The sequence below is a fragment of the Lacrimispora sinapis genome (genome assembly GCF_043633585.1).
GTDB classification, from domain to species: domain Bacteria; phylum Bacillota; class Clostridia; order Lachnospirales; family Lachnospiraceae; genus Lacrimispora; species Lacrimispora sinapis.
In genome coordinates this window covers 3,536,932-3,562,386 of sequence record NZ_CP141832.1, presented here as the reverse complement: position 1 = coordinate 3,562,386, position 25,455 = coordinate 3,536,932, and the positions used below count along the sequence as shown (strand labels likewise).

24 protein-coding genes are annotated in these 25,455 nt (G+C 45.1%); 14 read left to right on the top strand and 10 right to left on the bottom strand.

All coding sequences use genetic code 11. The annotated features are described in order from the left end of the window. Positions 1-14: 14 nt before the first annotated feature. Both VIG27_RS16845 and VIG27_RS16840 read left to right on the top strand, forming a co-directional pair. On the top strand, positions 15-2,438 hold the full coding sequence (locus VIG27_RS16845) for a glycoside hydrolase family 3 C-terminal domain-containing protein (RefSeq protein ID WP_394523813.1): 2,424 nt from the start codon (positions 15-17) through the stop codon (positions 2,436-2,438). A 14-nt stretch (positions 2,439-2,452) separates the two neighbouring features. Next, entirely contained in the window at positions 2,453-3,043 is a 591-nt protein-coding gene (locus VIG27_RS16840) for a hypothetical protein (protein WP_394523811.1), read from the top strand. A gap of 70 nt (positions 3,044-3,113) precedes the next feature. Here VIG27_RS16840 and VIG27_RS16835 read toward each other — a convergent pair whose 3' ends face one another. The 7 genes from VIG27_RS16835 to VIG27_RS16805 form a co-directional block, all read right to left on the bottom strand. Next, a complete protein-coding gene (locus VIG27_RS16835) occupies positions 3,114-4,442 on the bottom strand; it encodes an ATP-binding protein (protein ID WP_394523810.1) in 1,329 nt (442 codons plus the stop codon). Positions 4,443-4,446: 4 nt separating this feature from the next. Then, positions 4,447-5,154, bottom strand: coding sequence for a LytR/AlgR family response regulator transcription factor (locus VIG27_RS16830; RefSeq protein WP_394523809.1), 708 nt, complete (start codon positions 5,152-5,154; stop codon positions 4,447-4,449). A gap of 110 nt (positions 5,155-5,264) precedes the next feature. Beyond that, positions 5,265-5,801 (bottom strand): rubrerythrin, encoded by a 537-nt coding sequence (rbr, locus tag VIG27_RS16825; RefSeq protein WP_394523808.1) that lies wholly within the window; start codon positions 5,799-5,801, stop codon positions 5,265-5,267. Between the two features lie 45 nt (positions 5,802-5,846). Further along, positions 5,847-6,389 carry an NADH peroxidase gene (locus tag VIG27_RS16820; protein ID WP_394523807.1) on the bottom strand — a complete coding sequence of 181 codons (543 nt, stop codon included), beginning with the start codon at positions 6,387-6,389 and terminating at the stop codon, positions 5,847-5,849. 108 nt (positions 6,390-6,497) lie between these two features. Further along, positions 6,498-6,890, bottom strand: a complete 393-nt coding sequence (locus VIG27_RS16815; RefSeq protein ID WP_394523806.1) for a Fur family transcriptional regulator — start codon at positions 6,888-6,890, stop codon at positions 6,498-6,500. 97 nt (positions 6,891-6,987) lie between these two features. Beyond that, the gene (locus VIG27_RS16810; RefSeq protein WP_394523805.1) at positions 6,988-7,926 is read right to left on the bottom strand and encodes a LysR family transcriptional regulator; all 939 of its coding nucleotides are present in this window, start codon (positions 7,924-7,926) and stop codon (positions 6,988-6,990) included. Beyond that, positions 7,923-8,648 (bottom strand): phosphatase, encoded by a 726-nt coding sequence (locus VIG27_RS16805; RefSeq protein ID WP_394523804.1) that lies wholly within the window; start codon positions 8,646-8,648, stop codon positions 7,923-7,925. Before VIG27_RS16805 ends, VIG27_RS16810 begins: the two co-directional genes overlap by 4 nt. A gap of 180 nt (positions 8,649-8,828) precedes the next feature. Here VIG27_RS16805 and VIG27_RS16800 point away from each other — a divergent pair, with 180 nt between their 5' ends. The 7 genes from VIG27_RS16800 (at position 8,829) to VIG27_RS16770 (ending at position 16,438) form a co-directional block, all read left to right on the top strand. Then, the gene (locus VIG27_RS16800; protein WP_394523802.1) at positions 8,829-9,761 is read left to right on the top strand and encodes a S1 RNA-binding domain-containing protein; all 933 of its coding nucleotides are present in this window, start codon (positions 8,829-8,831) and stop codon (positions 9,759-9,761) included. A gap of 133 nt (positions 9,762-9,894) precedes the next feature. Further along, the gene (locus VIG27_RS16795) at positions 9,895-10,569 is read left to right on the top strand and encodes a GTP pyrophosphokinase (protein WP_394523801.1); all 675 of its coding nucleotides are present in this window, start codon (positions 9,895-9,897) and stop codon (positions 10,567-10,569) included. Positions 10,570-10,593: 24 nt separating this feature from the next. Next, positions 10,594-12,393 carry a glycerophosphodiester phosphodiesterase gene (locus VIG27_RS16790; RefSeq protein WP_394523799.1) on the top strand — a complete coding sequence of 600 codons (1,800 nt, stop codon included), beginning with the start codon at positions 10,594-10,596 and terminating at the stop codon, positions 12,391-12,393. Positions 12,394-12,420: 27 nt separating this feature from the next. Continuing rightward, positions 12,421-13,815 carry an aminopeptidase gene (locus VIG27_RS16785; RefSeq protein ID WP_394523797.1) on the top strand — a complete coding sequence of 465 codons (1,395 nt, stop codon included), beginning with the start codon at positions 12,421-12,423 and terminating at the stop codon, positions 13,813-13,815. Positions 13,816-13,939: 124 nt separating this feature from the next. Then, positions 13,940-15,034 carry a trigger factor gene (tig, locus tag VIG27_RS16780; RefSeq protein ID WP_394523794.1) on the top strand — a complete coding sequence of 365 codons (1,095 nt, stop codon included), beginning with the start codon at positions 13,940-13,942 and terminating at the stop codon, positions 15,032-15,034. Between the two features lie 25 nt (positions 15,035-15,059). Further along, entirely contained in the window at positions 15,060-15,644 is a 585-nt protein-coding gene (locus VIG27_RS16775; protein ID WP_394523793.1) for a xanthine phosphoribosyltransferase, read from the top strand. Next, on the top strand, positions 15,641-16,438 hold the full coding sequence (locus VIG27_RS16770; RefSeq protein WP_394523792.1) for an HAD family hydrolase: 798 nt from the start codon (positions 15,641-15,643) through the stop codon (positions 16,436-16,438). Before VIG27_RS16775 ends, VIG27_RS16770 begins: the two co-directional genes overlap by 4 nt. Before the next feature lie 86 nt (positions 16,439-16,524). Here VIG27_RS16770 and VIG27_RS16765 read toward each other — a convergent pair whose 3' ends face one another. The 3 genes from VIG27_RS16765 to VIG27_RS16755 form a co-directional block, all read right to left on the bottom strand. Then, the gene (locus VIG27_RS16765; protein WP_394523790.1) at positions 16,525-17,085 is read right to left on the bottom strand and encodes a hypothetical protein; all 561 of its coding nucleotides are present in this window, start codon (positions 17,083-17,085) and stop codon (positions 16,525-16,527) included. A 109-nt stretch (positions 17,086-17,194) separates the two neighbouring features. Next, positions 17,195-17,647 (bottom strand): hypothetical protein, encoded by a 453-nt coding sequence (locus VIG27_RS16760; RefSeq protein ID WP_394523789.1) that lies wholly within the window; start codon positions 17,645-17,647, stop codon positions 17,195-17,197. Between the two features lie 570 nt (positions 17,648-18,217). Further along, positions 18,218-19,624 (bottom strand): NAD(P)/FAD-dependent oxidoreductase, encoded by a 1,407-nt coding sequence (locus tag VIG27_RS16755; protein WP_394523788.1) that lies wholly within the window; start codon positions 19,622-19,624, stop codon positions 18,218-18,220. Between the two features lie 294 nt (positions 19,625-19,918). Here VIG27_RS16755 and pth point away from each other — a divergent pair, with 294 nt between their 5' ends. The 5 genes from pth (at position 19,919) to VIG27_RS16730 (ending at position 25,280) form a co-directional block, all read left to right on the top strand. Further along, positions 19,919-20,485, top strand: coding sequence for an aminoacyl-tRNA hydrolase (gene pth / locus VIG27_RS16750; protein WP_394523787.1), 567 nt, complete (start codon positions 19,919-19,921; stop codon positions 20,483-20,485). Positions 20,486-20,494: 9 nt separating this feature from the next. Beyond that, the gene (mfd, locus tag VIG27_RS16745; RefSeq protein WP_394523785.1) at positions 20,495-24,031 is read left to right on the top strand and encodes a transcription-repair coupling factor; all 3,537 of its coding nucleotides are present in this window, start codon (positions 20,495-20,497) and stop codon (positions 24,029-24,031) included. A 145-nt stretch (positions 24,032-24,176) separates the two neighbouring features. Further along, a complete protein-coding gene (locus VIG27_RS16740; protein ID WP_394523783.1) occupies positions 24,177-24,362 on the top strand; it encodes a hypothetical protein in 186 nt (61 codons plus the stop codon). 194 nt (positions 24,363-24,556) lie between these two features. Continuing rightward, entirely contained in the window at positions 24,557-25,105 is a 549-nt protein-coding gene (spoVT, locus tag VIG27_RS16735; protein ID WP_394523781.1) for a stage V sporulation protein T, read from the top strand. A 31-nt stretch (positions 25,106-25,136) separates the two neighbouring features. Then, positions 25,137-25,280, top strand: coding sequence for an AE-binding protein (locus VIG27_RS16730; RefSeq protein WP_394523780.1), 144 nt, complete (start codon positions 25,137-25,139; stop codon positions 25,278-25,280). Positions 25,281-25,455 lie beyond the last annotated feature (175 nt).

Here is a 25,455-nt window from a genome sequence, read left to right as displayed (position 1 = left end):
TGGAGGGAAATAACATGAAATATTCAAGTATCATTGAGAAAATGACAATTGAAGAAAAAGCAGCCATATTAAGTGGGAAAAATGTATGGCAGTCCCGGAATATCGACCGGCTTGGAATCCCTTCCATATTTTGTGCCGATGGTCCTCATGGAATCCGGAAGCAGGCAAAGGAGGGGGATCATCTGGGGTTAAACCCCTCCCTTCCCGCAACCTGCTTTCCAACCGCTGCCACAGTAGCCAACAGCTGGGACGAAGCCCTGTGTGAGGATATTGGGAATGCCCTGGGCGAGGAAGCGGCCGCTCAGGGAGTAAATGTATTGTTAGGGCCGGGCCTTAATATCAAAAGAAGCCCCCTGTGCGGAAGAAACTTTGAATATTTCTCCGAGGACCCCTATCAGGCCGGGAAAATGGCAGCGTCCTATATAAGAGGAATTCAGAACCAGGGAGTCTATGCCTGTCCCAAGCATTTCGCAGTCAACAGCCAGGAATTAAGGCGTATGGCCATGAATGCCGTGCTGGATGAAAGGACACTCCGGGAAATTTATTTAGAAGGATTTGAGATCGCCGTCAAGGAAGGCGGCGCAAAGTCCATCATGACCAGCTATAACGAAGTAAATGGGACTTATGCCAACGAAAACAAACATCTATTGCAGGATATCCTGCGTAAGGAGTGGGGCTTTGACGGCATTGTGATCACGGACTGGGGCGGTTCCAATGACCATGTAAAAGGGATCGCAGCCGGATCAAACCTGGAGATGCCTTCCCCCGGCCTGGATTCTGCCAGACAGGTGGTAAAAGCGGTAGAAGAAGGCAGCCTGTCCATGGAAACGCTGGATGCCTGTGTGGATGATCTCTTAGACGCGGTATTCACTTTAACAAAAGAAAAGGAAGCAAAGCGGCAATCCTTTGACCAGAAGCGCCATCATGAACTGGCAAGGAAAGCGGCAGAGGAGAGCGTGGTTCTTCTTAAAAACAGCGAAAAGCTCCTCCCGTTAAAACCAGGCTGCAAGGTGGCTCTGATCGGTGATTTTGCCATAGAACCACGCTATCAGGGGGCAGGTTCCTCTCTGGTAAAGCCCCTTCATTTAGAGACCATGGAAACCGAAATTGGGAACTTCCCCTTAAACTGCATCGGAATAGCCAAAGGCTATCTGCGCAGCAAAAGACCCGATGCCGGTTTGGAAAGCCAGGCAAAAGAACTGGCAGCCCGGGCCGATGTGGTGCTTTACTGCTTTGGACTTGACGAACTGAGTGAATCAGAGGGAATGGACCGCAGCCATATGAGACTTCCTGAAAACCAGATTCATCTGCTTCAGTCACTTGCAGAGGTCAACCCCAATATTGTTGGGATCATAAGCGCAGGCTCCGCCATTGAGATGCCATGGCAGAATTTCTGCAAAGCCATTCTTCACGGCTTTTTAGGCGGAGAGGCCGGGCCGGGGGCCATGCTGCGTGTCTTAACCGGAGTGGTCAGTCCTTCCGGGCATTTAAGCGAGACTTATCCGATCCGATATGAGGATACTCCTGCATACCAGTATTATCCCAGTGAAGAACGCAACAGCGAGTACCGGGAAGGCATTTATATCGGTTACCGCTATTATGATACCGTGAATATCCCGGTACAATATCCCTTTGGATATGGACTTTCCTATACCACCTTTGCCTATTCCGATCTTGAGGTATCTGAAAATGGGGTCGAGTTTACCCTTAAAAACACCGGAGCCTATGACGGAAAAGAAGTCGCCCAGCTTTATATAGGCGGGCCAAGGGAAACGGTATTCCGTCCGGAGAAAGAACTAAAAGGGTTTGCCAAGGTGTTTTTAAAGGCAGGGGAGAGCAAAAGAGTCACCATCCCCTTTGATGACAAGACCTTCCGCTACTGGAACACAGCCACCGGAAGATTTGAAGTAGAAGGCGGGGATTATACGGTATTCATTGGCTCCAGTGCAGCAGATGTGAAGCTGACCCAGACCATACCGGTAAAAGGCACCACCCAGGTGTTTCCTTATCAGCCGGAAGCACTTCCCTCTTACTATTCGGGAAGCATCAAAAAAGTTCCGGCAAAGGAATTTGAAACACTGCTGGGGCATCCCATACCAGACGGAAAATGGAAAAACGAATTAGGGATCAATGATGCCATTTGCCAGATGCATCAGGCAAAAAGTCTGCTGGCAAGACTGGTCTTTAAGATTCTTACCGGCCTGAAAACAAGGAGCGAAGCAAAGGGGAAACCGAATCTGAATCTTCTGTTTATCTATAACATGCCCTTCCGTGGAATTGCAAAAATGACCGGGGGAGCAGTCAGCATGGAGATGGCAGAAGGAATGGTCCTGGCAGTCAACGGCCATCTTTTTCGGGGCCTTAAAAAGATCATAGGCGGATATTTCGCCAATGCAAAAGCAAACCGGGCTTATGAAAAGAAGCTTTCGGGCAAATAGAAGGGAGTGAGGGCATGCTGGCAGGAATAAAAGCCGGGTGGAAGACATTTTCCCATAAACATCCGACAGTTGCGCAATTTTTAGTATTTTTTCTTGTATCCAATGGGGTAACCGTATTACAGATGGTTTTAATGCCGGTGTTCCGAAGTCTTTTCGGAATGACTTCTCTGGTGGATACGAATTTTCAGATATGGCACATAGGGGCCAATCTGGATGGGACGCCATATTATATCTTTAACTATGCTGCCGGGGAATTGTCCCAGGGCGGAGGCGGCGGACTCGCCTACTTCCTGGCAGTAGAGATCACAATGGCCATCGCTCAGGTGATCAATTTCTTTCTTCAGAGGAATGTGACCTTTAAGGCCAGCAACAGTGCCGCAAAGGCTGCTATGTGGTATGTGATTGCCTATATCATTATCACCATAGGCGCCGCTGCCCTGCAGGGTCTTTATAAAGCACCTATTTACAACTTATTTATGAACGGTTTCAACATGGGTACGGGGGGAGAGACAATTGCAGATGTGATCACAATGCTGATTAATTCCGCGATTTCTTTCTGGGTATTTTTCCCAATATTTAAGGTTATATTTAAAAATGAAAATTAGTAGACGAAACGTCTGAGAAGAGTTTTTAACCGGAGCAAAGCGAAAGCCGTTTGCTCCGGTTTTTTACATCCTACCGGCTGTAATCTTTATCACAGGCAGGAATCAGGACCTTTAGGGTGAACCAGTTGTTTTCCGAAGAAACCGTCATGGTTCCCCCGTATTTCTGTGCGGCCGCCTGAATGCTTTTTAAACCGTAGCCATGAAACAATTTATTGCTTTTGGTAGTGGAGGGAAGTTTGCTGTCCATCATCACCAGAGGAATTTCAGAGTAATTCTCGCACTGGATCAAAATAAAGTTATTTTTCCTGGAAACAGATAAAGTGACCACCCGTTTCTCCGGATCTTCAAACTGGGAGACACATTCAATGGCATTATCAAGGGCGTTGCCGAAGATGGAACAGATATCCTTTACATGGAGAAAGGAGATCAGTTTCCCATCAGCCATACACGTAAAGGAGATGCCATTCTGGGTACAATAGGTGCTTTTGGTGGTGAGGACCACATCAAGTACCTGATTCCCGGTATTCACTAAGGATTCCTGGGTCAGAATGGCTTTTTCCATTTCCAATAAGTATTCTTCTCTTTTTTGGGGATCTGATTCTGCCCGGATGGCGATCATGTAGTGCTTTAAGTCATGGAATTCCCTTCGTAGCAGCTCCATATTGTCAATGGCCATGCGGTACTGGTCATACTGGCGCTGAAGGACCACATTCATGGCGTGGTTCTCACTGCGCACCCGCAGTTCCTTCCGCCGGTTCTGCTGGGCAAACAGCATGATAAGCCCTCCAAAATCCACCAGCGTACGGACGTAGAACAGGGAACTGGTGGCACTGGAAAATGGGGTATTAGGCATGACAAAGCTGATATTGCTCATGAGAAAAGCGCCCAGGCCGATAGAAGCAGTACCAAGAAGTTCCTTTCGCTCCACCTCCATACCTTCCTCCTTTGAAATATGTTCTTTCTCCAGATAATAATAGACTGAAAAAATGCACAGATAGGTAATCAACATGATCCCCAGAGAAACGAGCCGGTTTTCTCTCTGCGCGCTTAACGCCCACCAAACATAAAGCTGCCACTGCAGGGAGGCGGCAAATTCCGCAAGAACAAAAGCCCGGACGCATAAGTACAGAGCGTCATAGGCGGATACCTGGCAGGACGCATAGATGCAGAAATAAATCATAAAAATAGCAGCCATCATTCCCGGAAACCATAAATACAGCGGAAGCGTTCCGGCAATCAAGTGAAAGATCATAAATAATCCGAACATACCGGCGTAAGAGGCAGCCAGCTTATACCCCTTCTGCTTTTTTGGCAGCATGAGGATATACAGGAAGCAGGCACTCCATTCTGCAAGAGCGGTAAAGGGACGGGGAGTATTCATCAGTTCAGCAAAATTCATGGCATCAACCTCCCAGGTAGTCAGTCAGACCGTCCATAAATGATTTTTTACGGGTTCTGCTGACCGGTATTTTGTGTCCGGAAAACAACAGCACATAGTTATTTAGAATTCCTGTAACATGCTTGAAATTTACCAGATAGGCATTGTGGCACTTGGAAAATCCATGTGGTGTCAGAATCTCCTCCATCCGCTTCATGGGACCGGGGGTGATGTAATCCCCCTTTTCCGTATGGATCAGCAGATGGTGCAGCTGGCTTTCGATATAATAGACAGAGTCTAAATTGATGCGCATGGTACCGCCATCCACATCAATATTCATATATTGGATTTCCTGCTTTTTTATTGTTTTTCGGACCGCTTTATTTAAAATCTGGGAAAAGGAAAGATAGGGGACCGGCTTTAACACATAGCCAAGCGCATCCACCATATATCCCTCTACGGCAAACTGGGAGGAGGAGGTAATGAAAATAAATATGACCTCTTCATCAAATTCCCGTATCTTCTCCGCTGTTTTCATTCCGTTTAAATGCTTCATCTGGATATCCATGAGTATGATGTCATAGCCGGCCGTATAATCCGATAAAATGTCAAGGCCATCGGAAAATACTTCAACCTGGAAGTTTAAACCGTGTTCGGTTTCGTACCGCTTCAGATAGCTTCTCAGTGTATGTACGTATTCATTTTCGTCTTCTACAATTGCTATTTTAATCATGGCTGGGTCCTCGTCTGGTAGTGAATTTTCATCCATAGTATATCACGGCAAAAGTAAAAAACCAAGGCATGAAAAAAGCCGGTCTGGAAAATACCAAACCGGCCTTCAAATTAGTAGTTTTCAACTTTTCTTTCAAAATAAGCTTTCGGGTGAGCACAGACAGGACAGATCTCAGGAGCGTCAACTCCTTCGTGGATGTAACCGCAGTTGCGGCACTTCCAGCCAAGAGGAGCATCTCCTTTAAAGGTCTTGTCATTCTTTAAGCTTTCAAGGAGCTTTAAGTAACGCTTTTCATGGGCCGCTTCGACTTTTCCCACGAATTCAAATTTGAATGCCAGCTCTTCAAATCCTTCTTCTCTGGCTTCTGCTGCCATGCGTTTATACATGTCGGTCCACTCGTAGTTTTCCCCTTCAGCAGCTGCAGCCAGATTTTCTTCCATGGTACCGATGCCGTGAAGCTCTTTGAACCACATCTTGGCATGTTCCTTTTCCTGATCTGCTGTTTCCAAATATAAGGCGGCCATTTGCTCATAGCCGGCCTTCTTTGCAGCGGAAGCGAAAAAGGTATATTTGTTTCTTGCCATGGATTCCCCTGCAAAAGCGTCTTTTAAGTTCTGTTCTGTTTTTGTTCCCGCATATTTTGACATCTTGAACCCTCCTATATTTGACTCCTGTTCACAAGTGGTCTTAAATTAACCGAAGTATCTCTCTAATAAGCCCTTGAATGCTTTGCCGTGACGGGCCTCGTCCTTAGCCATCTCATGAACGGTATCATGGATCGCATCTAAATTCAGAGCCTTTGCACGTTTTGCAAGGTCGAATTTACCGGCAGTTGCACCGTTTTCAGCAGCAACTCTTAATTCAAGGTTCTTCTTTGTACTGGAGGTTACAACCTCACCCAGTAACTCTGCGAACTTGGAAGCATGCTCTGCCTCTTCAAATGCAGCTTTTTCGTAATATAAGCCGATCTCAGGATATCCTTCTCTGTGGGCAGCTCTTGACATTGCAAGATACATACCAACCTCAGAACATTCGCCTTCAAAGTTGGCTCTTAAATCCTTCATGATGTCTTCCGGAGAACCCTGAGCAACACCGATTTCATGCTCGCAGGCCCAGGACATATCTTCGTCCTGTAATTTGAACTTTTCAGAACCAGCTTTACAGATCGGGCAGAATTCCGGAGCTGCCTCTCCTTCATGAACATAACCGCATACAGTACAAACCCATTTCTTCATAATATCATGTCTCCTTTATTTATAAATTTATTAACTGCGTGATTAATTAGTAATAGTAATTATTACTGATATTAATTTAGCATATCTTTTCTCTTATGTCAAGTCTTATTAAGAATTATTTCTCAAACAGTGTCCGCATGTGCCGTAGAAGTAGATTGTGTGACTGTCCACCTGCCCCTCCGCATGTTCCTGGGCCAGCTGGTTGATTTCTTCCATGGGGGATAACCGCATATCGGAAACCTGCCCGCATGATTTGCAAACAAAGTGATAGTGGGGTGATGTGTCGGCATCAAAGTGATCTGCTCCGTCTCCACAGGTCAGCTTCTGGATTTCACCCAGTTCAACCAGAAGATTTAGGTTCCGGTAAACGGTGCCAAGGCTGATGTTGGGATATTCTTCGCGGATGGAGGTGTATAGAGCGTCGGCAGTAGGGTGATCATGCCTTGCCATCAAACAGGCTTTGATGGATTCCCGTTGACGGCTGTACTTTAATGTTTTCATGGCCGCTCCCTTTCTATAAACGATAATTATATTAGTAATTGTTACTATTTAATAATAGTAGATTCCTATCACTTTGTCAATGTGCAGTTAAAAACCTTCAAATATTTTCCTTGGCGATGCGTATGAACTCCTTAGTGGCCTGGGATAAATATCTGCCTTTGTGGCACCCAAAGGCCAGAACTCCATGGCTTCGGCTGTAGTTTAAGGAAAAAAAATTCAGTCCTGTTTTTTTCATGATGCCATCTCCGGTACTTGTTTCTCCGGAAACGAACATTCTGGGATAAAATGTGATTCCCATCCCCTTTGCCGCAAGGGCCAGCACCGTTTCAATGTTTTCTGTCTCAAGAAGGATGTTGGGGCTTAACTGGGCGTCTTCAAAAATTTCATCCGCAATGGTGCGGACCCGGTTTCCTTTGTGAATAAGCAGGTAAGGGCAGTCCTTTAACAGCAGTATGTCAGGGTTTGATTCAAGCTCCTTTTTTACCTCCTCCTGTTTTCCAGGAAAATAGATATTAAGGATCTGGTCCGGGACCACAAGCAGGATCTCTTCTTCGCAAATCGGAACCGTTTCCACGTTCTCAGCCTTAAAGGGAAGAAGGTCGATCATCAAATCAATTTCACCATGGATCAAAGAGGAACTAAGCTCCGAGGAATTGCCTTCCACCAGATGAAGCTCGATATTGGGGAATTTCTCCCGGTAGGCAGGAAGGATGGCGGGAAGCAGAAACCGGCCCCTGGTATGGGAAATGCCGATGGATAACTGTCCGGTGGTGAAATCCTTAATATCCGCCAGTTCCCGGTAGGTCTCATCCTTTAAATCCAGAAGCTGTTTGGCGCGGAGCTTTAAGGCCCGGCCCGCATACGTTAAGGTGAGAGGCATGGTACGGTTAAAAAGCTGTACGCCGAATTCCTTCTCCATATTGGAAATATGGTTGCTTAATGACTGCTGGGAAATATAAAGCCGCTTGGCGGCCCGTGTAATGTTCAGCTCCTCGGCAACTGCAAGAAAGTACTCAAGATTTAAGAAGTTGATCATAAATAAGCCTCCAGCTTGGGGATAAAGGGAAGAAGCCGTTTTATAGAACCGTTTACAATCAGTTCCTCCGGAAAATCCACTTCCCTGATTAACTCCCAGGCTCTTTCGTGATTGCCCACATCTGATTCCACATGAGCGTCGCTGTTAAGAATGATGCTTGTCTTGTAGTGCCTGCACCGCTCCAGCAGGATTTTGTAATTATCTTTTGCATTCTGCCGGGTACTGAGCGGATGAAGGGAACTGGAATTTACCTCCAATAGGGTATGGTTCTGTGCGGCCGCTGCCGCCAGTGTGTCATAATCAATAGGAAAGCGTCCGTCATCAGGGTGACCGATGATGTGGATGAAAGGGTTTTCGACGGCACCCACATAGGCGCTGGTATTCTGGGAAACGGTCCCGCTTTTGAAGCAGGGTTCATGAAGGCTTGCGATTCCATAGTCCAATCGTTCCAGAAGTCCTTTTCTTAAATCCACCTTTCCGTTATAATCCAATATATTTAACTCTGATCCCATCAGAATATTGATTCCAAACAGCTTTCGCGGTATTACTTTAAAGTTTAAAAAATAAAACTCATGGCAGGTTCCAGGCATTTTTGGAGCATGGTCCGTGGAGCCCAAAAGAGCCAGTCCTTTCTCAGAAGCCGATTTTGCCATTTCATATAACGTATTGTATGCATGTCCGCTGGCAATGGTATGGGTATGCAAATCCATGATGTCATTCATTTCCTTGTCCTTTCTCTGTGAGCACCCGGCTGGTGTTTGTCCTTTTGCGGGATAAAGCCCATTTAACTCAAATATATCACATTTTTCCTTAGAAAACTATAGAAATATCAAGCAGGATGTGTTAAATATATAGTTAGATTTTACGCAGAAACAGGCGTTTTATGAATGGAGGAGGTTCCTATGAACGAAGAATTTAAGGAAACCGGATTACCGGAAGAAAAAGTGGAAACAATGGACGATTTCAAGGACGAGCTGGAGGCGTCATTTAAGCGTGTAAGAAAAGGCGATGTGCTGACCGGGACGGTGATTCACGTAAAAGAAGACATGATTTTACTGGACTTAAAGTATTATGCACAGGGAGTCATCCGGAAAGAAGACATAAACGGAGACCCTGAGTTTCATCTCATCCAGGAAATCCATCCGGGCGATGAGATCACTGCCATGGTGTTAAACCCTGATGACGGGGAGGGCAATGTGCTTTTGTCCGCAAAGCTGTTCGGTGATCAGAAGGCATGGGAGAAGCTGAATGCTCTGCTAACGGACAGAACCGTTGTGAACGTTAAGATTACGGAAATCGTAAAAGGCGGTGCGGTTGCTTATTTAGAGGGGATCCGGGGCTTTATCCCTGCGTCTAAGCTGGCAGCAGAGTTTGTGGAGAATTTAGAGGAATACAAAGGGAAGACCATTGAAGTGACGGTAATCACCGCGGACGAAGAGAATAAAAAGCTGATTCTTTCCGGCAAAGAACCGGCCCTTTTCAAGCGGCAGGAGGAGAAGAACCGGAAAATCGCTAAGTGCCAGGCAGGTGCTGTTATGGAAGGGACCGTTGAAAGTCTGAAGGAATACGGCGCCTTCATCAATCTGGAAAACGGTCTTACAGGTCTTCTTCATATCTCCCAGATCAGCAGCCAGAGAATCAAGCACCCTGGGGTAGTGTTAAAGGAAGGCCAGAAGGTCAAAGTAAAGATTTTATCCACCGCGGATAATAAGATCAGTTTAAGCATGAAAGCCGTTGAGGAAGACAGCGAATTGACCGGGGAGGTCTTCGATTATCAGGAATCCGGCAGTGCGTCCACAGATCTTTCTTCTTTATTAAAAGGATTAAAATTTTAGAAAGTCAGGAAAAACAATATAAAAGATCTGGTTTCTATGGTATAATATCTGCTGTTATGGTCAGGGGCTTCCGGAGACGGGGTGCCCCTGTCTCATATACTCAGATTAGGGGTAAGGAGAGGGGGAATGAGGAATGAATGTTCCCAATTCATTTAACCAGGTGGACCAGTGGAAATCAGTGATGTTTTTGTATGACTCTGCATTAAAGGAAATCAATACAAAGATTGAAATACTCAATAATGAGTTTGTGCATATTTACAACTACAATCCGATTGAACACGTCAAGTCAAGACTTAAGACGCCGGACAGTATCGTAAAGAAGCTAAAACGCTACGGCTTTGAGGTGACCATCGACAACATGGTGGAAAAGCTGAGTGATATTGCCGGTATAAGGATTATCTGTTCCTTTACATCAGATATTTACCAGATCGCAGAGATGATCACCAACCAGTGCGATGTTACGGTACTCTATGTAAAGGATTATATCAAGAGTCCCAAGCCCAACGGATATAAAAGCTATCATATGGTAGTCACCATTCCCATTTATTTAACGGACGGACCGGTGGATACCAAGGTGGAAATTCAGATCAGGACCGTTGCCATGGATTTTTGGGCAAGCCTGGAGCATAAGATTTATTATAAATTTGAAGGCAATGCTCCGGCTTATCTGCAGCAGGAGTTAAAAGCCTGTGCAGATGTTGTGGATATGCTGGACGCAAAGATGTTTTCCTTGAATCAGGCCATCCTGGAACTCAGCGAAGCAAAGCAGCAGGAGTCTGGCAAAGAAGAAGGGACTCATCATTCATAGCGTTGCAATAAAGAAGGTTGTTATATGAGCACATTAACAAAAGACACGTTAGAAATTCTAAAGTTTAACCGGAAGAACTCTTTTATTTTTGGATTTGTTTTTCGTATGGTTACCACCACGCTGTATCTGTTCGCCTTAGACAAGGGCCTTTTGTTTGCACTTCATATGGCCGGCTACAGTTATCTGACAGGTGCCAATATCGGTGATTTCCTGCTCAGGCCCTGGACACTTCTTACGATGGCGGTGCTGATCTTTATGGGGATTTTGATCCTCGTACTGGAGACCGGCTGTTATCTGACCCTTTATCAGGGAAGCTTTTACACCAGAAAACTGAAACCAATGGAGATACTGACCGGAGGATTTTTAAAGCTCTGGGATGAGGTAAGGAAAAAGAACTGGCGTTTGGGGCTGTTTGTTCTTGCCAACTACGCACTTGCCAATTTATATATCATTTACCGGGGGTTCGCTCATATCAGGCCTTTGAATTACGTCATGTCGGAGCTGCTGTCACAGCTGTGGGGAAAGGCGTGTCTCCTTATAATCGTGCTACTTATCCTTGCATTGGTGATTCCGGGGCTTTATACGTTTCATGCCTGTATGGTGGAGCAGAAGAATTTCCGGGATGGATATCTTCGCAGCTGGTGGCTGTTGAGGCATCGGATCGTGAAGGTGACCGTCCTGCTGACCGTTTATTACGTGGCTTTTGTATTGCTTCTAAAGCTGGTTTATTTCTTCTGCGTGCTGGTGGCAGCCGTAGGTGTGACTTTATTTACGGATAACCGGCTGGCGCTGGCCTTATTGCCGGCAGCCTGCGGCAAAATCGAGTTTGTGCTTCTGTTTCTAAGCAGCATACTGCTTGCCATGGGAAGTTATGGGGCTTTAAGTGTCCAGTATTTCCGGTTCAGCAGCAAGAGCATGAGTAAGGGAGGCTATGCGGAACCCTCCGGCACCGGACCCGTAAGCGGCCGGATCGTCGGTGCATCCATAGCAGTTGCGGCAGCCTTCAGCTTATTTACCCTTTTTAATGTGGCTTACAACGGTTCCGCCATCACTGAGGGCATCTTAAACACCATACAGATCACCGCTCACCGGGGCAGCTCAAAGGAAGCACCGGAGAATACCATGGCGGCCATTAAACAAGCGGTGGAGGATCTGGCGGATTATGTAGAGATCGACGTCCAGGAAACCCGTGACGGCGTGGTGGTGCTGGGCCATGATACCACCTTAAAGCGTGTGGCAGGAATCAACAGGACCATAGGCTCCTATTCTTTTGAGGAACTGAAGCAGCTGGATGTAGGGACTTGGTTTTCCAGTGGGTTTCAGGGGGAGAGGATTCCGTCTCTGGAAGAGGTCATGGAATACTGCAAGGGAAAGATCAATATCAATATTGAGATCAAGAACGCTGGAAGCGACAGTGCTCTGCCCGAAAAGGTGGCGATGCTGATCGACAAATACCAGATGAATGAGCAGTGTGTGGTCACCTCCACCCGGTTTTCTTATCTGACCAGGATCAAGAAGGTTAATGGAAAGATTCGCACCGGATATATTATTTCGGCCGCATATGGCAATTATTATTCCAGTGACGACATCGACTTTATCAGCGTGCGGTCAAGCTTTGTCAGCGAAAAGCTGGTGGAAGCGGCTCATTTAAAAGGCAAGGCCGTACACGCCTGGACGGTGAACAGCAAAAGTGAGATGGAGCGGATGAAGATGCTTTCCGTGGACAATATCATCACGGATTATCCGGTACTTACAAGAGAGATCGTATACCGGGAAGAGGCGACAGAGAATCTTTTGGAATATTTGAGACTAGTAATAAAATAGACATAAGAGAATATGGAGGAGATAACAATGGAGAAAACGAAAGGACAGTTATTACAGGAGGAGCTGACATTTAAGCTTCCTCATATTGGAAAAGATGCCCCTTTGCAGAAGGAAGAAGCGGAGATGTTCTGTGAGGGCTATAAGAAGTTTCTGGACAATGGAAAGACGGAAAGAGAGTGCGTAAGAGAAGCGGTAGCCATGCTGGAGATGCAGGGCTATACCCCCTTTGACGCCGGAAAGAAATACAAGACCGGAGATAAGGTATATTATGTAAATCGGGGAAAGGCCATCATTGCCACCACCTTCGGGAAGGAAAGCGTGGAAAAAGGCGTTCGTATCAACGGAGCCCATATTGATTCCCCAAGACTGGATTTAAAGCCGAATCCGGTTTATGAAAAGAATGATCTTGCTTACTTTAAGACCCATTATTACGGCGGAATCCGCAAATACCAGTGGGTGACCATTCCCCTGGCCATGCATGGCGTCTTCATTAAGAAAAACGGGGAAAGCGTGGAAGTAAACATTGGTGAAAAAGAAGGCGATCCCGTATTTTGCATTACAGACCTGCTCCCTCATCTGGCTGCAGACCAGAACGATAGAAAATTAAGAGACGGTATCAAAGGCGAGGAATTAAATGTGATCATCGGTTCAGTTCCTTATGTTGACGAAGCGGACATCAAGGACCCGGTAAAGCTTTTGGCTTTAAAGCTGCTTCACGACCGCTACGGCGTAACGGAGGCTGACTTTTTACGGGCGGAGATCGAACTGGTGCCGGCTCAGAAGGCCTGTGACGTTGGCTTTGACCGCAGCATGATCGGCGGCTACGGTCAGGATGACAGAGTTTGTGCCTATACCGCACTGATGGCAGAGATTGATGCTGCCAATCCTCAGTTTACAACTGTGACCGTTCTTGCAGACAAGGAAGAAATCGGTTCTGACGGCAATACCGGATTAAATTCTGATTTTGTCCTTCACTACATAGAGGATCTGGCAGATATGGCTGGTGTGGAAGTGAGAAACGTGCTCCGCAACTCCATATGCTTATCTTCTGATGTGAACGCAGCTTATGATCCAACCTTTTCCCAGGTGTACGAAGAGCGCAATTCCTGTTTTATGAACAAAGGCTGTGTGCTGACCAAATATACCGGCGTAAGAGGAAAGGGCGGCTCCAATGATGCCAGCGCAGAACTCATGGCTAAGGTCATCGCCATGATGGAAGAGGAAGGCGTGTACTGGCAGATCGGAGAACTTGGTGCCGTTGACCAGGGCGGCGGCGGAACTATTGCCAAATATGTGGCTTCCATGGACGTAGACGTGGTGGATTTGGGTGTGCCAATTCTTTCCATGCATGCGCCGTTTGAACTGTCCTCCAAACTTGACGTATACAATACATACAAGGCTTTCCGGGCATTTTATAAGTAAAAAAAGAATTTTGAAATTTTTGCTAATTTCGGGAAAACGCTTTTTTTCAGTCGTTCAATATGGTATAACTGACAGGAAGCGGTTTCCCTGTTAAACATTAAAAAGAAAGAAAAAGGATTGTATTATGAAGAAAATCTTTAAAGTTTGTATGTGCGGTCTGATTGCCGCCACCCTTATTTCCGGCTGTTCCAAAAAAGATGTAAAAGAGACTGCCGGATCAAAAACGGAAGCAACAGAATCCTCCGCCCAGGAAACAGTAGCGGTGAAGGATTTAACAGATATTGACAACGGCAAGGTAACACTTGGCAAGTACAAAGGAATTGAAGTGACGAAAGAAAAAGTAGAAGTCACGGATGAAGAGATAAATCAGGCCATAGAAAGTGATCTGTCTGCCAAAATGAAAAAGGTAGATGTAGACCGCCCCGTAAAAGACGGTGATGTGGTGAATATTGATTATGTAGGAACCAAGGATGGCGTTGCCTTTGAGGGCGGTACCGCCAAGGGAACAGACTTAACCATCGGTTCCAATCAGTTTATTGATGGATTTGAAGACGGACTGATCGGTGCCAAAAAAGGGGACAAGGTATCCTTAAACCTCACCTTCCCTGAGAAATATAAGAATGCAGATCTTGCAGGCAAACCAGTCGTGTTTGAAGTGACCATCAATTCGGTGCAGGAAAAGCAGATCCCGGAACTAAACGATGCGTTTGTTCAGGAGAACACAAGCTTTAAGACCATTGATGAATATAAGGAAGACAAAAAACAGACTCTTTTGAAGAGCAAGAATGAACAGGCAGAGCAGAAGGTAAAGAATGACATTTACACAGCCATCGCAAAGGAGGCGAAGGTGGAACCGAAACAGGAAGCCATTGATGCCAATTATGATAACCTGATTGCCAAATATACCAACCAGGCTTCTTCTTATGGGATGGATTTTGCTACCTTTATAGGTGCATTTACCGGAATGAAAGAGGAAGACTTTAAAACGGCAGCCAAGGCTCAGGCAGAAGAAGTCGTAAAGCAGAGACTGATCGTCAATGCCATCGCTTTAAAAGAGAACATTAAGGTAACGGATGATGACCGCAAAAAGGTTGCTGAAGAGTTAGGCTATGAAAGTGCCGACAAGCTGATGGAGACAGAAAGCAAATTTGATGTTGATGATTATATCATAAACAACAAGGTCATGGATTTCTTAACAAAGAATGCGGTAATCAAATAATAATTTTACGACAGGGGGAACCTTTATGCAGCTTTTAAAGGACAGAATACGGAGGGACGGCAAGATCAAGTCCGGTGATGTACTGAAAGTCGACAGTTTTCTGAATCACCAAATGGATATCAAGCTGTTTGTTGAGATCGGGAAAGAATTTAAAAGGCGCTTTGCTGGCTGCGAAATCAATAAGATCTTAACCATTGAAGCCTCCGGAATCGGAATCGCCTGTATTGTTGCCCAGTATTTTGATGTGCCTGTAGTATTTGCCAAAAAATCCAAGACCAAGAACATTGCAGGTGATGTCTACACCACCCAGGTCGAATCCTTTACCCACGGAAGGACCTATGATGTGATGGTCTCCAAGGAATTTCTGGGAGCCGGGGACAAGGTTCTTCTGATTGATGATTTTCTTGCCAATGGAAAAGCGCTGGAAGGCCTGGCTGCCATTGTAAAGGATTCCGGTGCAGAGTTAGTGGGTGCAGGAATTGTCATTGAAAAAGGGTTCCAGCCGGGAGGCGACCGATTAAGAGCAGAAGGAATAAAAGTGGAGTCTCTGGCGATTGTGGAAAGTATGGATGAAACTACGGGTACCATTTGTTTTCGAGGTGACCGATGAGTAAAGGACGTAAGGCGCTGTTTTTTGATATTGACGGAACGCTGTTTTCCGAGATCAACCGGAATGTGCCGGAAAGCACAAAAGAAGCAATTTCCCAGGCCCGTAAAAAGGGGCATCTGGTATTTATCAATACCGGAAGGGTGTATAGTCTGATCGGCCCGATTGTGCGGCTGATTGAAGTAGACGGATATTGCTGTGGCTGCGGAACCAGGGTGGTGGCAGGAGATGATGTTTTATTTTCTGCCGTGATCCCCAGGGAGAAAGGCTCACAGATAAAAAAGATCATCATGGAGCATAAATTTGATGGAGTTTTGGAAGGAACGGAAAGCTGCTATTTCAGAAAAGAAACTTCCTGGATGCCTCAAGTGGAGCGCATGAAAGCGCAGATGAGGGAAAGCGGTATGATCTCAGCTTACGGCTGGGATGAGGACTGTTATGACTTTGATAAATTCTGCGTGTTCGGTGATGAGAATAGTGATATGGAGGGGTTCTCTCAGGCACTCAAAGGGGACTTTGAGATCATTGACCGGGGCGGCGGGTTTTATGAGTGCGTTCCGGTTGGGTATTCCAAAGCGACCGGGATTGAACTTGTGATGGACCACTATGGAATTGCATTGGAAGATGTCTATGTCTTTGGAGACAGTACCAATGACCTTTCCATGTTCCAATTTGCAAAGAACTGTGTGCTGATGGGACATCATAGCGTGGAGCTGGAACCTTATGCTACGTTTTTTACGAAGAACGTGGAGGACGACGGGGTGGCTTATGCGATGAAAGAGCTGGGGCTGGTATAGAATAGCAGCAAAAGAGACAGAGAGATTGGATCCAGGCCGAAATTCGGTCCAAGGTTATTCTCTCTGTTTTTTTCTGCTTTCCATAATTAATAATCTTTTTTTCTATCGTTAATATCTAAATAGGTTTGATAGCATTTACTTTGAATTGCGGCCAGATCATATCTGCCGCAATTTTTGTAATTCTGAATATCCTTTTCAAACAGTTCAAAGAAGTCAATTCTGTCATTCAATTTCATTTTGTTACAATCAAGAGGCAGGGAAGTAGTGCTCATAATTCCATAAGGTACTTTGTTATGGGCTTCCAAAGCACGCATCTCTACGTAGGTAGCATTAGATGGATCTATATCATTCAGTGCAATGGTCTGCTCGAAAGATTCTCCCTTTTCGTCAATACCTGTAGCTTTAACAACCGGGTTATCTTCTGTTGACTCTTCTGCATATTTAATGTAAAAGGACACTCCGGCTGCATTTCCGCCAGAATATATCATATCAGGTTTCTTTAAGTATAACGTCGTAGGATGACTGTAAGCTTTCGTTGATGATGAAGTATTAGCAGATGGCGTTTCATATGCACCATCTTTTTTTATGTTTTTTCTTTGTGGGATAACAGGAACCATATTTCTGTAAGAATTTGAAGATACGAACATTATTTACCTCCTAAAGTGAGAATTTTATTGTTGTTTTATTAACAAGACATAGAGTAACATATTTATTAAAGGAACCAGTAGATACATATAGGATTATAGATATAAAGTATTACTCCGTAACCGTGATGGTGTCATAATAAAACTGTTGAGTATACGGATACTCTCTCGAAGTAAAGGTGGTTTTAAAGCTATAACTTCCAGGCTTTAACTCTCCCAGATCATAGATATATAAAAAGCCGTCTGCTCCGGTACCAGATAGAACAATGGGGACCTGTTGTATCGCCCATATTCTGTTTCCGTTAAATATGGTATTTTCATTACCGTATCCCATTACTTTAAGAATTATTGCTGCATGGCCATTGGCTAATGTGCCAATATCATAAAATTCTAAACTTGAAACCTGTGGTATCTTATCGCCGGGCCATAAATTGACACTGGCATTGGGTTTAGGCAGTTTTAAAATGCTCGATTGATTGGAAACGGTCTGTGCAGCAAAAGCAGTGCTGGTGATGCAAAACAGCATGAGCACTGAAAAGAATACTATTGAAATTTTTTTTAACATAGTGAACCTCCAAGTTTAAGATAACAATAAGTCTCTTATATTTTATCTTATCTACTGGATACCTTTAATTTCCTTTTCATGAATATGTTTACGAAAACTTAAATGTTATTTTTACTTCCACCTTATAAATAATGATAGAACCTAAAGATAATAAAATCGTTACATGCATATATTTTAGGCTTAGTATTACTTGTTTATTGTAATGCCTTTCCTAAATATTTCAATGGAAGTGCCAGAATTATACATGTTAGGTGCCGAAATTTGTAACCCTGGGTCATAAATTCTGAAAATCAGCTTTCATGGTGATTATCTTTGAAAACAAGAATAAGGCATAATAATGAATATGAATTAAGATAATAGAGAAGACGCTTAATGACTTGCGTATTATTTTATAAAAGGGGAATAAAGTGAGAAAAAGAAAAACCTTTAAATACGAATAAAATACCAGAACAAATTAGGTTAAGGAAATGAGTTTTTTGCAGCAAGGGTGCCGAAAACAGTATTGAAAATGGCTCTTTGGCCGTTATTAAGATTCATAAACGGCCAACGCCATTTCCTGGAAATGCCCGATTAGATATTTTTTAATATACTTCTAGCCACACTGATCCCATTGGCAGATGCCTGCTGGAGTCCGCGGGTGACGGATGCACCGTCGCCGATGGCCCGAAGTCCTTCTACGCTGGTTTCAAAGTCCGGGTTTACCACTACTTTATTGGAATAGAATTTTACCTCTACCCCGTATAATAAGGTTTCGTCGCTGGCAATTCCGGGGGTTACTTTATCCAGGGCCAGAAGCATTTCTTTTATGTCAACCATGATGCGGTGGGGGAATACTAAGGATAAGTCTCCGGGTACGGCATCTTTTAGGGTTGGGATTAAGTTGTTGCGGCATAACCGTTCTTCTGTGGTACGGCGGCCTCTTTGAAAATCGCCGAAGGTCTGTACCAGGATTCGTCCGTCGCAGAGCATGTTGCTGAGCTGGGCAATATGTTTGCCGTATTCGATGGGGGTCTTAAAGGGTTTTGTAAAGTTTTTGGATACCAGGATTGCAAAGTTGGTGTTGTTTGTCTTGTATTCCTGTGATTTATAGGCGTGACCGTTGACAACGGCCAGACCGTTTTCGTAGTATTCGGTTGCAACTTCACCGGAAGGATTGGTACAGAAGGTGCGGACCTTATCGTCAAAGGTAGGGGTATAATAAACAAGCTTGGCTTCGTATAAGTTCTTATTTAAGAAATCCATGACTTCATCACGGACCTCCACACGAACTCCGATATCAACGGTTCCAACTTGTGTTTCAATGCTGTGGCTATTGCAGATGTGGCTGAACCAGTCGGAGCCTTCCCGCCCGATGGCAGAAACGATCTCCTTTGCATAAAAGGTTTCTTCCTTATCGGTAACGACACCCTTTGCTTTATTTCCTTCAATGAGAATGTCTTTTACCATGGTGTTAAATTCCATTTCAACGCCTTTTGCCAGCAAATGTTCCTGAAGACGGGTATAGATTTTATAGCCCTCTTCGGTGCCTAAGTGACGGATGGGGCATTCGATCAGTTTTAAATTGGCATTGATGGCTTTCCGGCGGATTTCTTCGATTTCCTTCTGTTTATCCACGCCGTAGACATTTTCATCTGCACCGAATTTTAAATAGATGTTGTCGGATTCTTTTAACAGCTCCACAGTCTTATCATACCCTAAAATCTCCGGCAGGTTTCCTCCTACATCCGGGGATAAAGACAGCTTTCCGTCAGAAAATGCTCCGGCTCCCGCAAAGCCTGTGGTAATAGAGCAGGGTTTACAGCCGACACACACATTTGTGGTACGCTTTGGGCATTTCCGTTTTTCAATGGGACGGCCCTTTTCAATCATAAGAATCTTGAGTTCCGGTTTCTTTTCAATCAGTTCATAGGCACAGAAAATGCCGGAGGGGCCTGCACCAATGATGATCACATCGTATTTTTTGTTAGCATCCTTCATGAACATCACTCCTTTTTCCTTTTAACCCTATAGTAAACCAGTTTTGCAGTAGGCAGAAATGCTCCGTCAAATTAAAAATTACATAAGCGCAGCGGTTTCATTCTATCATAACGGGCAGACTGATGGCAAGGGATTCACTTTAAAACCTTTACTTCTTCCTGGCAAACTGTTAAAATGGGAGAAACAGCGTTAGATCCCCAACCAGGAAAATCTAACGCTTTTCAGGCGTTTTAAAGCCGGGAAAGTCATGAATCATAACAGCAGTTAATATAGAGAATAATAAGGAGAATTGTCATGTTTATCATTGCAGGATTAGGGAATCCAACCAGGGAATATGAAAAGACCAGACATAACGCAGGCTTTGAGGCCATTGATGTTTTGGCAGACAAACTGGGAATCAGGGTAACGGATAAAAAGCACAGGGCTTATTGCGGTATGGGAATGATTGGTATGGAAAAGGTAATCCTGTCAAAGCCTCAGACCTTTATGAATTTGAGCGGGGAAAGCATCGGTGCCATGGCTGATTTTTATAAGGTTGATCCAAAACAGATTATTGTCATCTGTGATGACATCAATCTGCCGGAGGGTCAGCTGAGAATCCGGACGAAGGGCAGTGCCGGAGGCCATAATGGGCTTAAAGATATTATAAACCATCTGGGAACCCAGGAATTTTTGAGAATCCGGGTGGGGGTCGGTGAAAAGCCAAAGGAAATGGATTTGGCGGACTATGTTTTGGGACGTTTTCCAAAGGAACAGGAAGCTCTTATGGAGAACGCATACAAAGAGGCGGCAGAAGCAGCCATTATGATGGTCACAGATGGAGCGGATATGGCAATGAATCATTTTAACAGGAAGAAATAAGGAGACTTCATGAGCGGACTATTTGAAAAACCATTGAGAGAGCTAAAGGATTTTGAAGACCTCTTAAAAGATCTGGAAAAAAAAGCCGGACCGGTAGCGGCAAGCGGCTGCATGGATTCTCAGAAGGTTCATTTGATGTACGAAGCGGCAAAGCACACAGGGCGAAAGCTGGTGGTGACTTATGACGATACCAGAGCCAGGGAAATCTATGAGGATCTAAGTTTTTTTGATTCAAACGTATGGCTGTATCCGGCCAGAGACTTACTGTTTTTCAACGCCGACATCCATGGAAACCTTCTTACCAAGCAGCGTATGACCGTTTTCCGCCGTCTGATGGAAGGCTCATCAGGCTGGGTGGTCACCACCATGGATGGCCTGATGGATCATCTGCTCCCCCTTAAATGCTTAAAAGAGCAGGTGCTGTCCGTAAAAAGCGGTCAGATCATTGAAGTGGAAAAATGGAAGAAGCATCTGGCAGAGCTTGGGTACGAGCGTATGGCCCAGGTAGATGGCATGGGGCAGTTTTCCATACGCGGCGGCATCATTGATATATTCCCTCTGACAGAAGAGCTTCCGGTGCGGATCGAGCTTTGGGATGATGAGGTGGACTCCATTCGGACCTTTGATATTGAAAGCCAGAGGTCCATGGACCAGCTGGAGGAGGTATTGATTTATCCGGCGACAGAGATGGTGCTGACCAAAGACCGGATTGAAGAGGGAATGGAAGCCATCTTAAAGGAAGTAAAAAAATACGAAAAGGATTTACGGGGACAGTCAAAGATCGAAGAGGCAGCCAGAATCCGTTCCATTGTAAATGAACTTTTGGAAGGGTTAAAGGAAGGATATAAGCAGCAGGGACTAGATGGCTACATCCATTATTTCTGTCCGGACAGTGTTTCCTTTCTCGACTATTTTAATAAGGATGACACGATTCTATTTTTAGACGAACCGGAACGCTTAAAGGAAAAAGGGGAAACGGTAGAAGCGGAATTTAAGGAAAGCATGATCCACCGTTTAAGTAACGGCTATCTGCTTCCGGGACAGACCGGCCTTCTTTTTTCCGCCAAAGAGATGTTAGCCAGGGTCCAGACCAGGACGGCAGTCTATTTGACCGGTCTGGAACAGAAGCTGGCCGGATTTACGGTCAGGAACCGTTACAGCTTTCAGGTAAAGAACGTAAGTGTGTACCAGAATGGCTTTGAACTGCTGATCAAAGATTTAACCAGATGGAAAAAGGACGGCTACCGGGTTATTCTTTTATCCGCCTCAAGGACCAGGGCCAGCCGCCTTGCCGGTGATTTAAGGGAGTATGACTTACGTGCCTACTGCCCGGATGACGGGGGCGAAGGGCATGAAGTAAAGCCGGGAGAGATTCTTGTCACATACGGAAAGCTGCACCGGGGCTTTGAATATCCGCTGATTAAATTCATCGTCATCACCGAAGGCGATATGTTTGGCGGGGAAAAGAAAAAGCGCAAACGGAAAAAGGCGGTCTACGAAGGAACCAAGATCCAGAATTTTTCCGATCTTTCCATCGGGGATTATGTGGTTCATGAAGACCACGGTCTTGGGGTCTACCGCGGAATCGAAAAGATTGAGCAGGATGGAGTCATTAAGGATTATCTAAAGGTTGAGTACGCGGATAACGGCAATTTATATCTTCCGGCGACCAGACTTGACGGCATCCAGAAATATGCGGGAGCAGAGGCAAAAAAGCCAAAATTGAACCGCTTGGGCGGAGACCAGTGGAACAAGACAAAGACCAGGGTAAAAGGTGCAGTAAAAGAGATCGCAAAAGATCTGGTCATGCTGTACGCCACAAGGCAGCAGACCCAAGGGTTCCAGTATGGGCCAGATACGGTCTGGCAGAAGGAATTTGAAGAGATGTTTCCTTATGAGGAGACAGAGGATCAGTGGGAGGCCATCGAAGCCACCAAAAAGGATATGGAAAGCAAAAAGATCATGGACCGCCTGATCTGCGGGGATGTAGGCTACGGAAAGACCGAAATCGCATTGAGAGCCGCATTTAAAGCGGTCCAGGATGGCAAGCAGGTGGTTTATCTGGTGCCCACCACCATTTTGGCCCAGCAGCATTATAATACCTTTGCCCAGCGGGTCAAGGATTTCCCGGTCCGGGTGGATTTGATGTCCAGGTTCCGTACACCGGGCCAGATCAAAAAGACGGTGGAGGATCTAAGCCGGGGTCTGGTGGATATTGTGATCGGAACCCACCGGGTGCTGTCAAAGGATGTGAAGTTTAAGGATCTGGGACTCCTTATTATTGACGAGGAACAGCGGTTCGGGGTAACACACAAGGAAAAAATCAAACAGCTGAAGGATAATATCGACGTCCTGACCCTGACAGCCACCCCCATTCCAAGAACTCTGCATATGAGTCTGGTGGGAATCCGGGATATGAGCGTACTGGAGGAACCTCCGGTAGACCGTATGCCCATCCAGACCTATGTGATGGAACACAACGATGAGATGGTAAGGGAGGCGATTCACCGGGAGCTTTCCAGGGGAGGACAGGTTTATTATGTATATAACCGGGTCAGCAACATTGATGAGGTGGCAAACCACATCGCAAAGCTGGTGCCGGAGGCCAGCGTCACCTTCGCTCATGGACAGATGAATGAGCATGAGCTGGAAAAAATCATGTTTGATTTTGTAAATGGGGAAATTGATGTGTTAGTCTGCACCACCATCATTGAGACCGGACTTGATATTCCCAATGCCAACACCATGATCATTCAGGATGCAGACCGCATGGGACTTTCCCAGTTGTACCAGCTTCGGGGCCGGGTGGGGCGTTCCAGCCGCATCTCGTATGCGTTTCTTATGTACAAACGGGATAAGATGTTAAAGGAAGAGGCGGAAAAGCGTCTTCAGGCGATCCGGGAATTTACCGAACTTGGTTCCGGCATCAAGATTGCCATGCGGGATTTAGAGATCCGGGGAGCCGGAAATGTTCTTGGAGCGGAGCAGCACGGACACATGGAGGCCGTGGGATATGATCTTTACTGTAAGCTCTTAAACCAGGCGGTTTTAGAGTTAAAAGGAGAACGCAAAGAAGAGGAAACTTACACGACTGTGGTGGACTGCGACACCGATGCTTACATTCCCACTTCCTATATTAAGAATGAATATCAAAAGCTTGATATTTACAAGCGCATTTCCGGGATTGAGAGTGAAGATGAATACATGGATATGCAGGATGAACTGATGGACCGTTTTGGAGATATTCCAAAGCCGGTTGACAACCTTTTAAAGGTGGCGGAATTAAAGGCACTGGCACACAGCGCCTATGTGACTGAAGTGAATATCAACCGCCAGGAGATCCGGCTGACCATGTATAAGAATGCAAAGCTGAAAGCAGAAGGAATTCCAAAGATCGTGGAGCAGTACCGCGGAGATTTAAAGTTCCTCGCAGGAGAAGAACCCAGGTTTACCTACCTGGACCGTAAAAAGAACGCATCTACCGATGTCATGATCAGCCAGGCAAAAAAGATTCTGAAACAAATTGGTGAATTGTGCGAAAAATAGGAAAAAATTGAAAAGTTTAACTAAAATAAAACCTTGCTTTGTTGATTTTTTATGCGTTTTGCGATATACTAATTGTAGAAGAAGGAATTGAGTCCCAGATGCTTTCTTTACTTCAAAATCTTTGTTTCGGAGAAAGGTGGTAGCTATGGACGTTTTAAGTATGTATCTTCTGCAAAGAGTATCAGATGAGTTGACGATTCAGCGGAATGGCTCTTTTGAAAACAGATTTGTATCTCCCATTCCGGATAATGCAGCTGCAAGGGCGGCTCATGAGAGATATTTGACTACTTCCAAGGAAGTTTCTCATCGCGTCAGACAAGGTGACTTTTGATCTGGGGTACTGACAATTCCACTTCTTCTTATTTTATACGAACTTTAATATAAAAATCAGGGTCCAGCTCTTAAAAAAGGGCGGACCCTGATTTAAAATTTTGGGAAAAATGGCAGGCTCAAGTATAATCTTCCGCATTCGTAGCAAAATAATAACAGTGATATTAAATTGCACAAGATGGAGGAATTTTAATTATGAAAGCAACTGGTATTGTAAGAAGAATTGATGACCTGGGCCGGGTAGTTATACCAAAAGAAATCAGAAGGACACTCCGCTTAAGAGAAGGAACTCCGCTTGAGATATTTACTGACAGAGAAGGAGAGATTATTCTAAAGAAATATTCCCCCATGGTCGAACTGACTGCTTTTGCCTCCCAGTATGCAGAAGCAATGGCTCAGACTACAGGACTGACGGTTTGTGTCAGTGACAGAGATCAGATCATAGCAGTAGCAGGCGGTTCTAAAAAAGAACTGCTTCAAAAAACCATCAGCAAACAGCTGGAAAACATTATCAATGAGCGTTCCGTTGTTGTTGCTGGTAAAGATGATAAAGGCTTCGTTGCGTTGACCGGTGAAACTTTAGAAGGGATCACGGCCCAGGTTGTGGCTCCCATTATATGTGAAGGTGATGCCATAGGAGCCGTAGCATTATTAAGCAGAGAACCAAGAGCCCGTTTTGGTGAGATGGAAACAAAGCTTGCAACCACAGCAGCCGGTTTCTTAGGCCGCCAGATGGAAGGATAATGAAAGAAAACACAATCAGGAGGTGAAAAATATGAAGGTAATTGAACCGCAGGAAGATGATTACGGCGATGGTGATATCCCGGAAATTGATTATGAACCATATGAGGACGGTTTTTATGTAGAACCATTGCCCGAATCTGAGCGTCCCAGAAGGGATGGGCCAGGAGGAAATTAGGAAAAGACAGCTGTCATGGAGACGGAGAGTAAAACTGGACTCACTGGCGGCTGCCTTTTTACATAACAAAACAAAGAGAAAAAGCAACGCCTCCTTATGAATCTGGAAGGGTTGCTTTTTTTTGTGTAATGTTTATTATCATTCGCAGTATCTTTAATACTGTGTCGCCGAAATT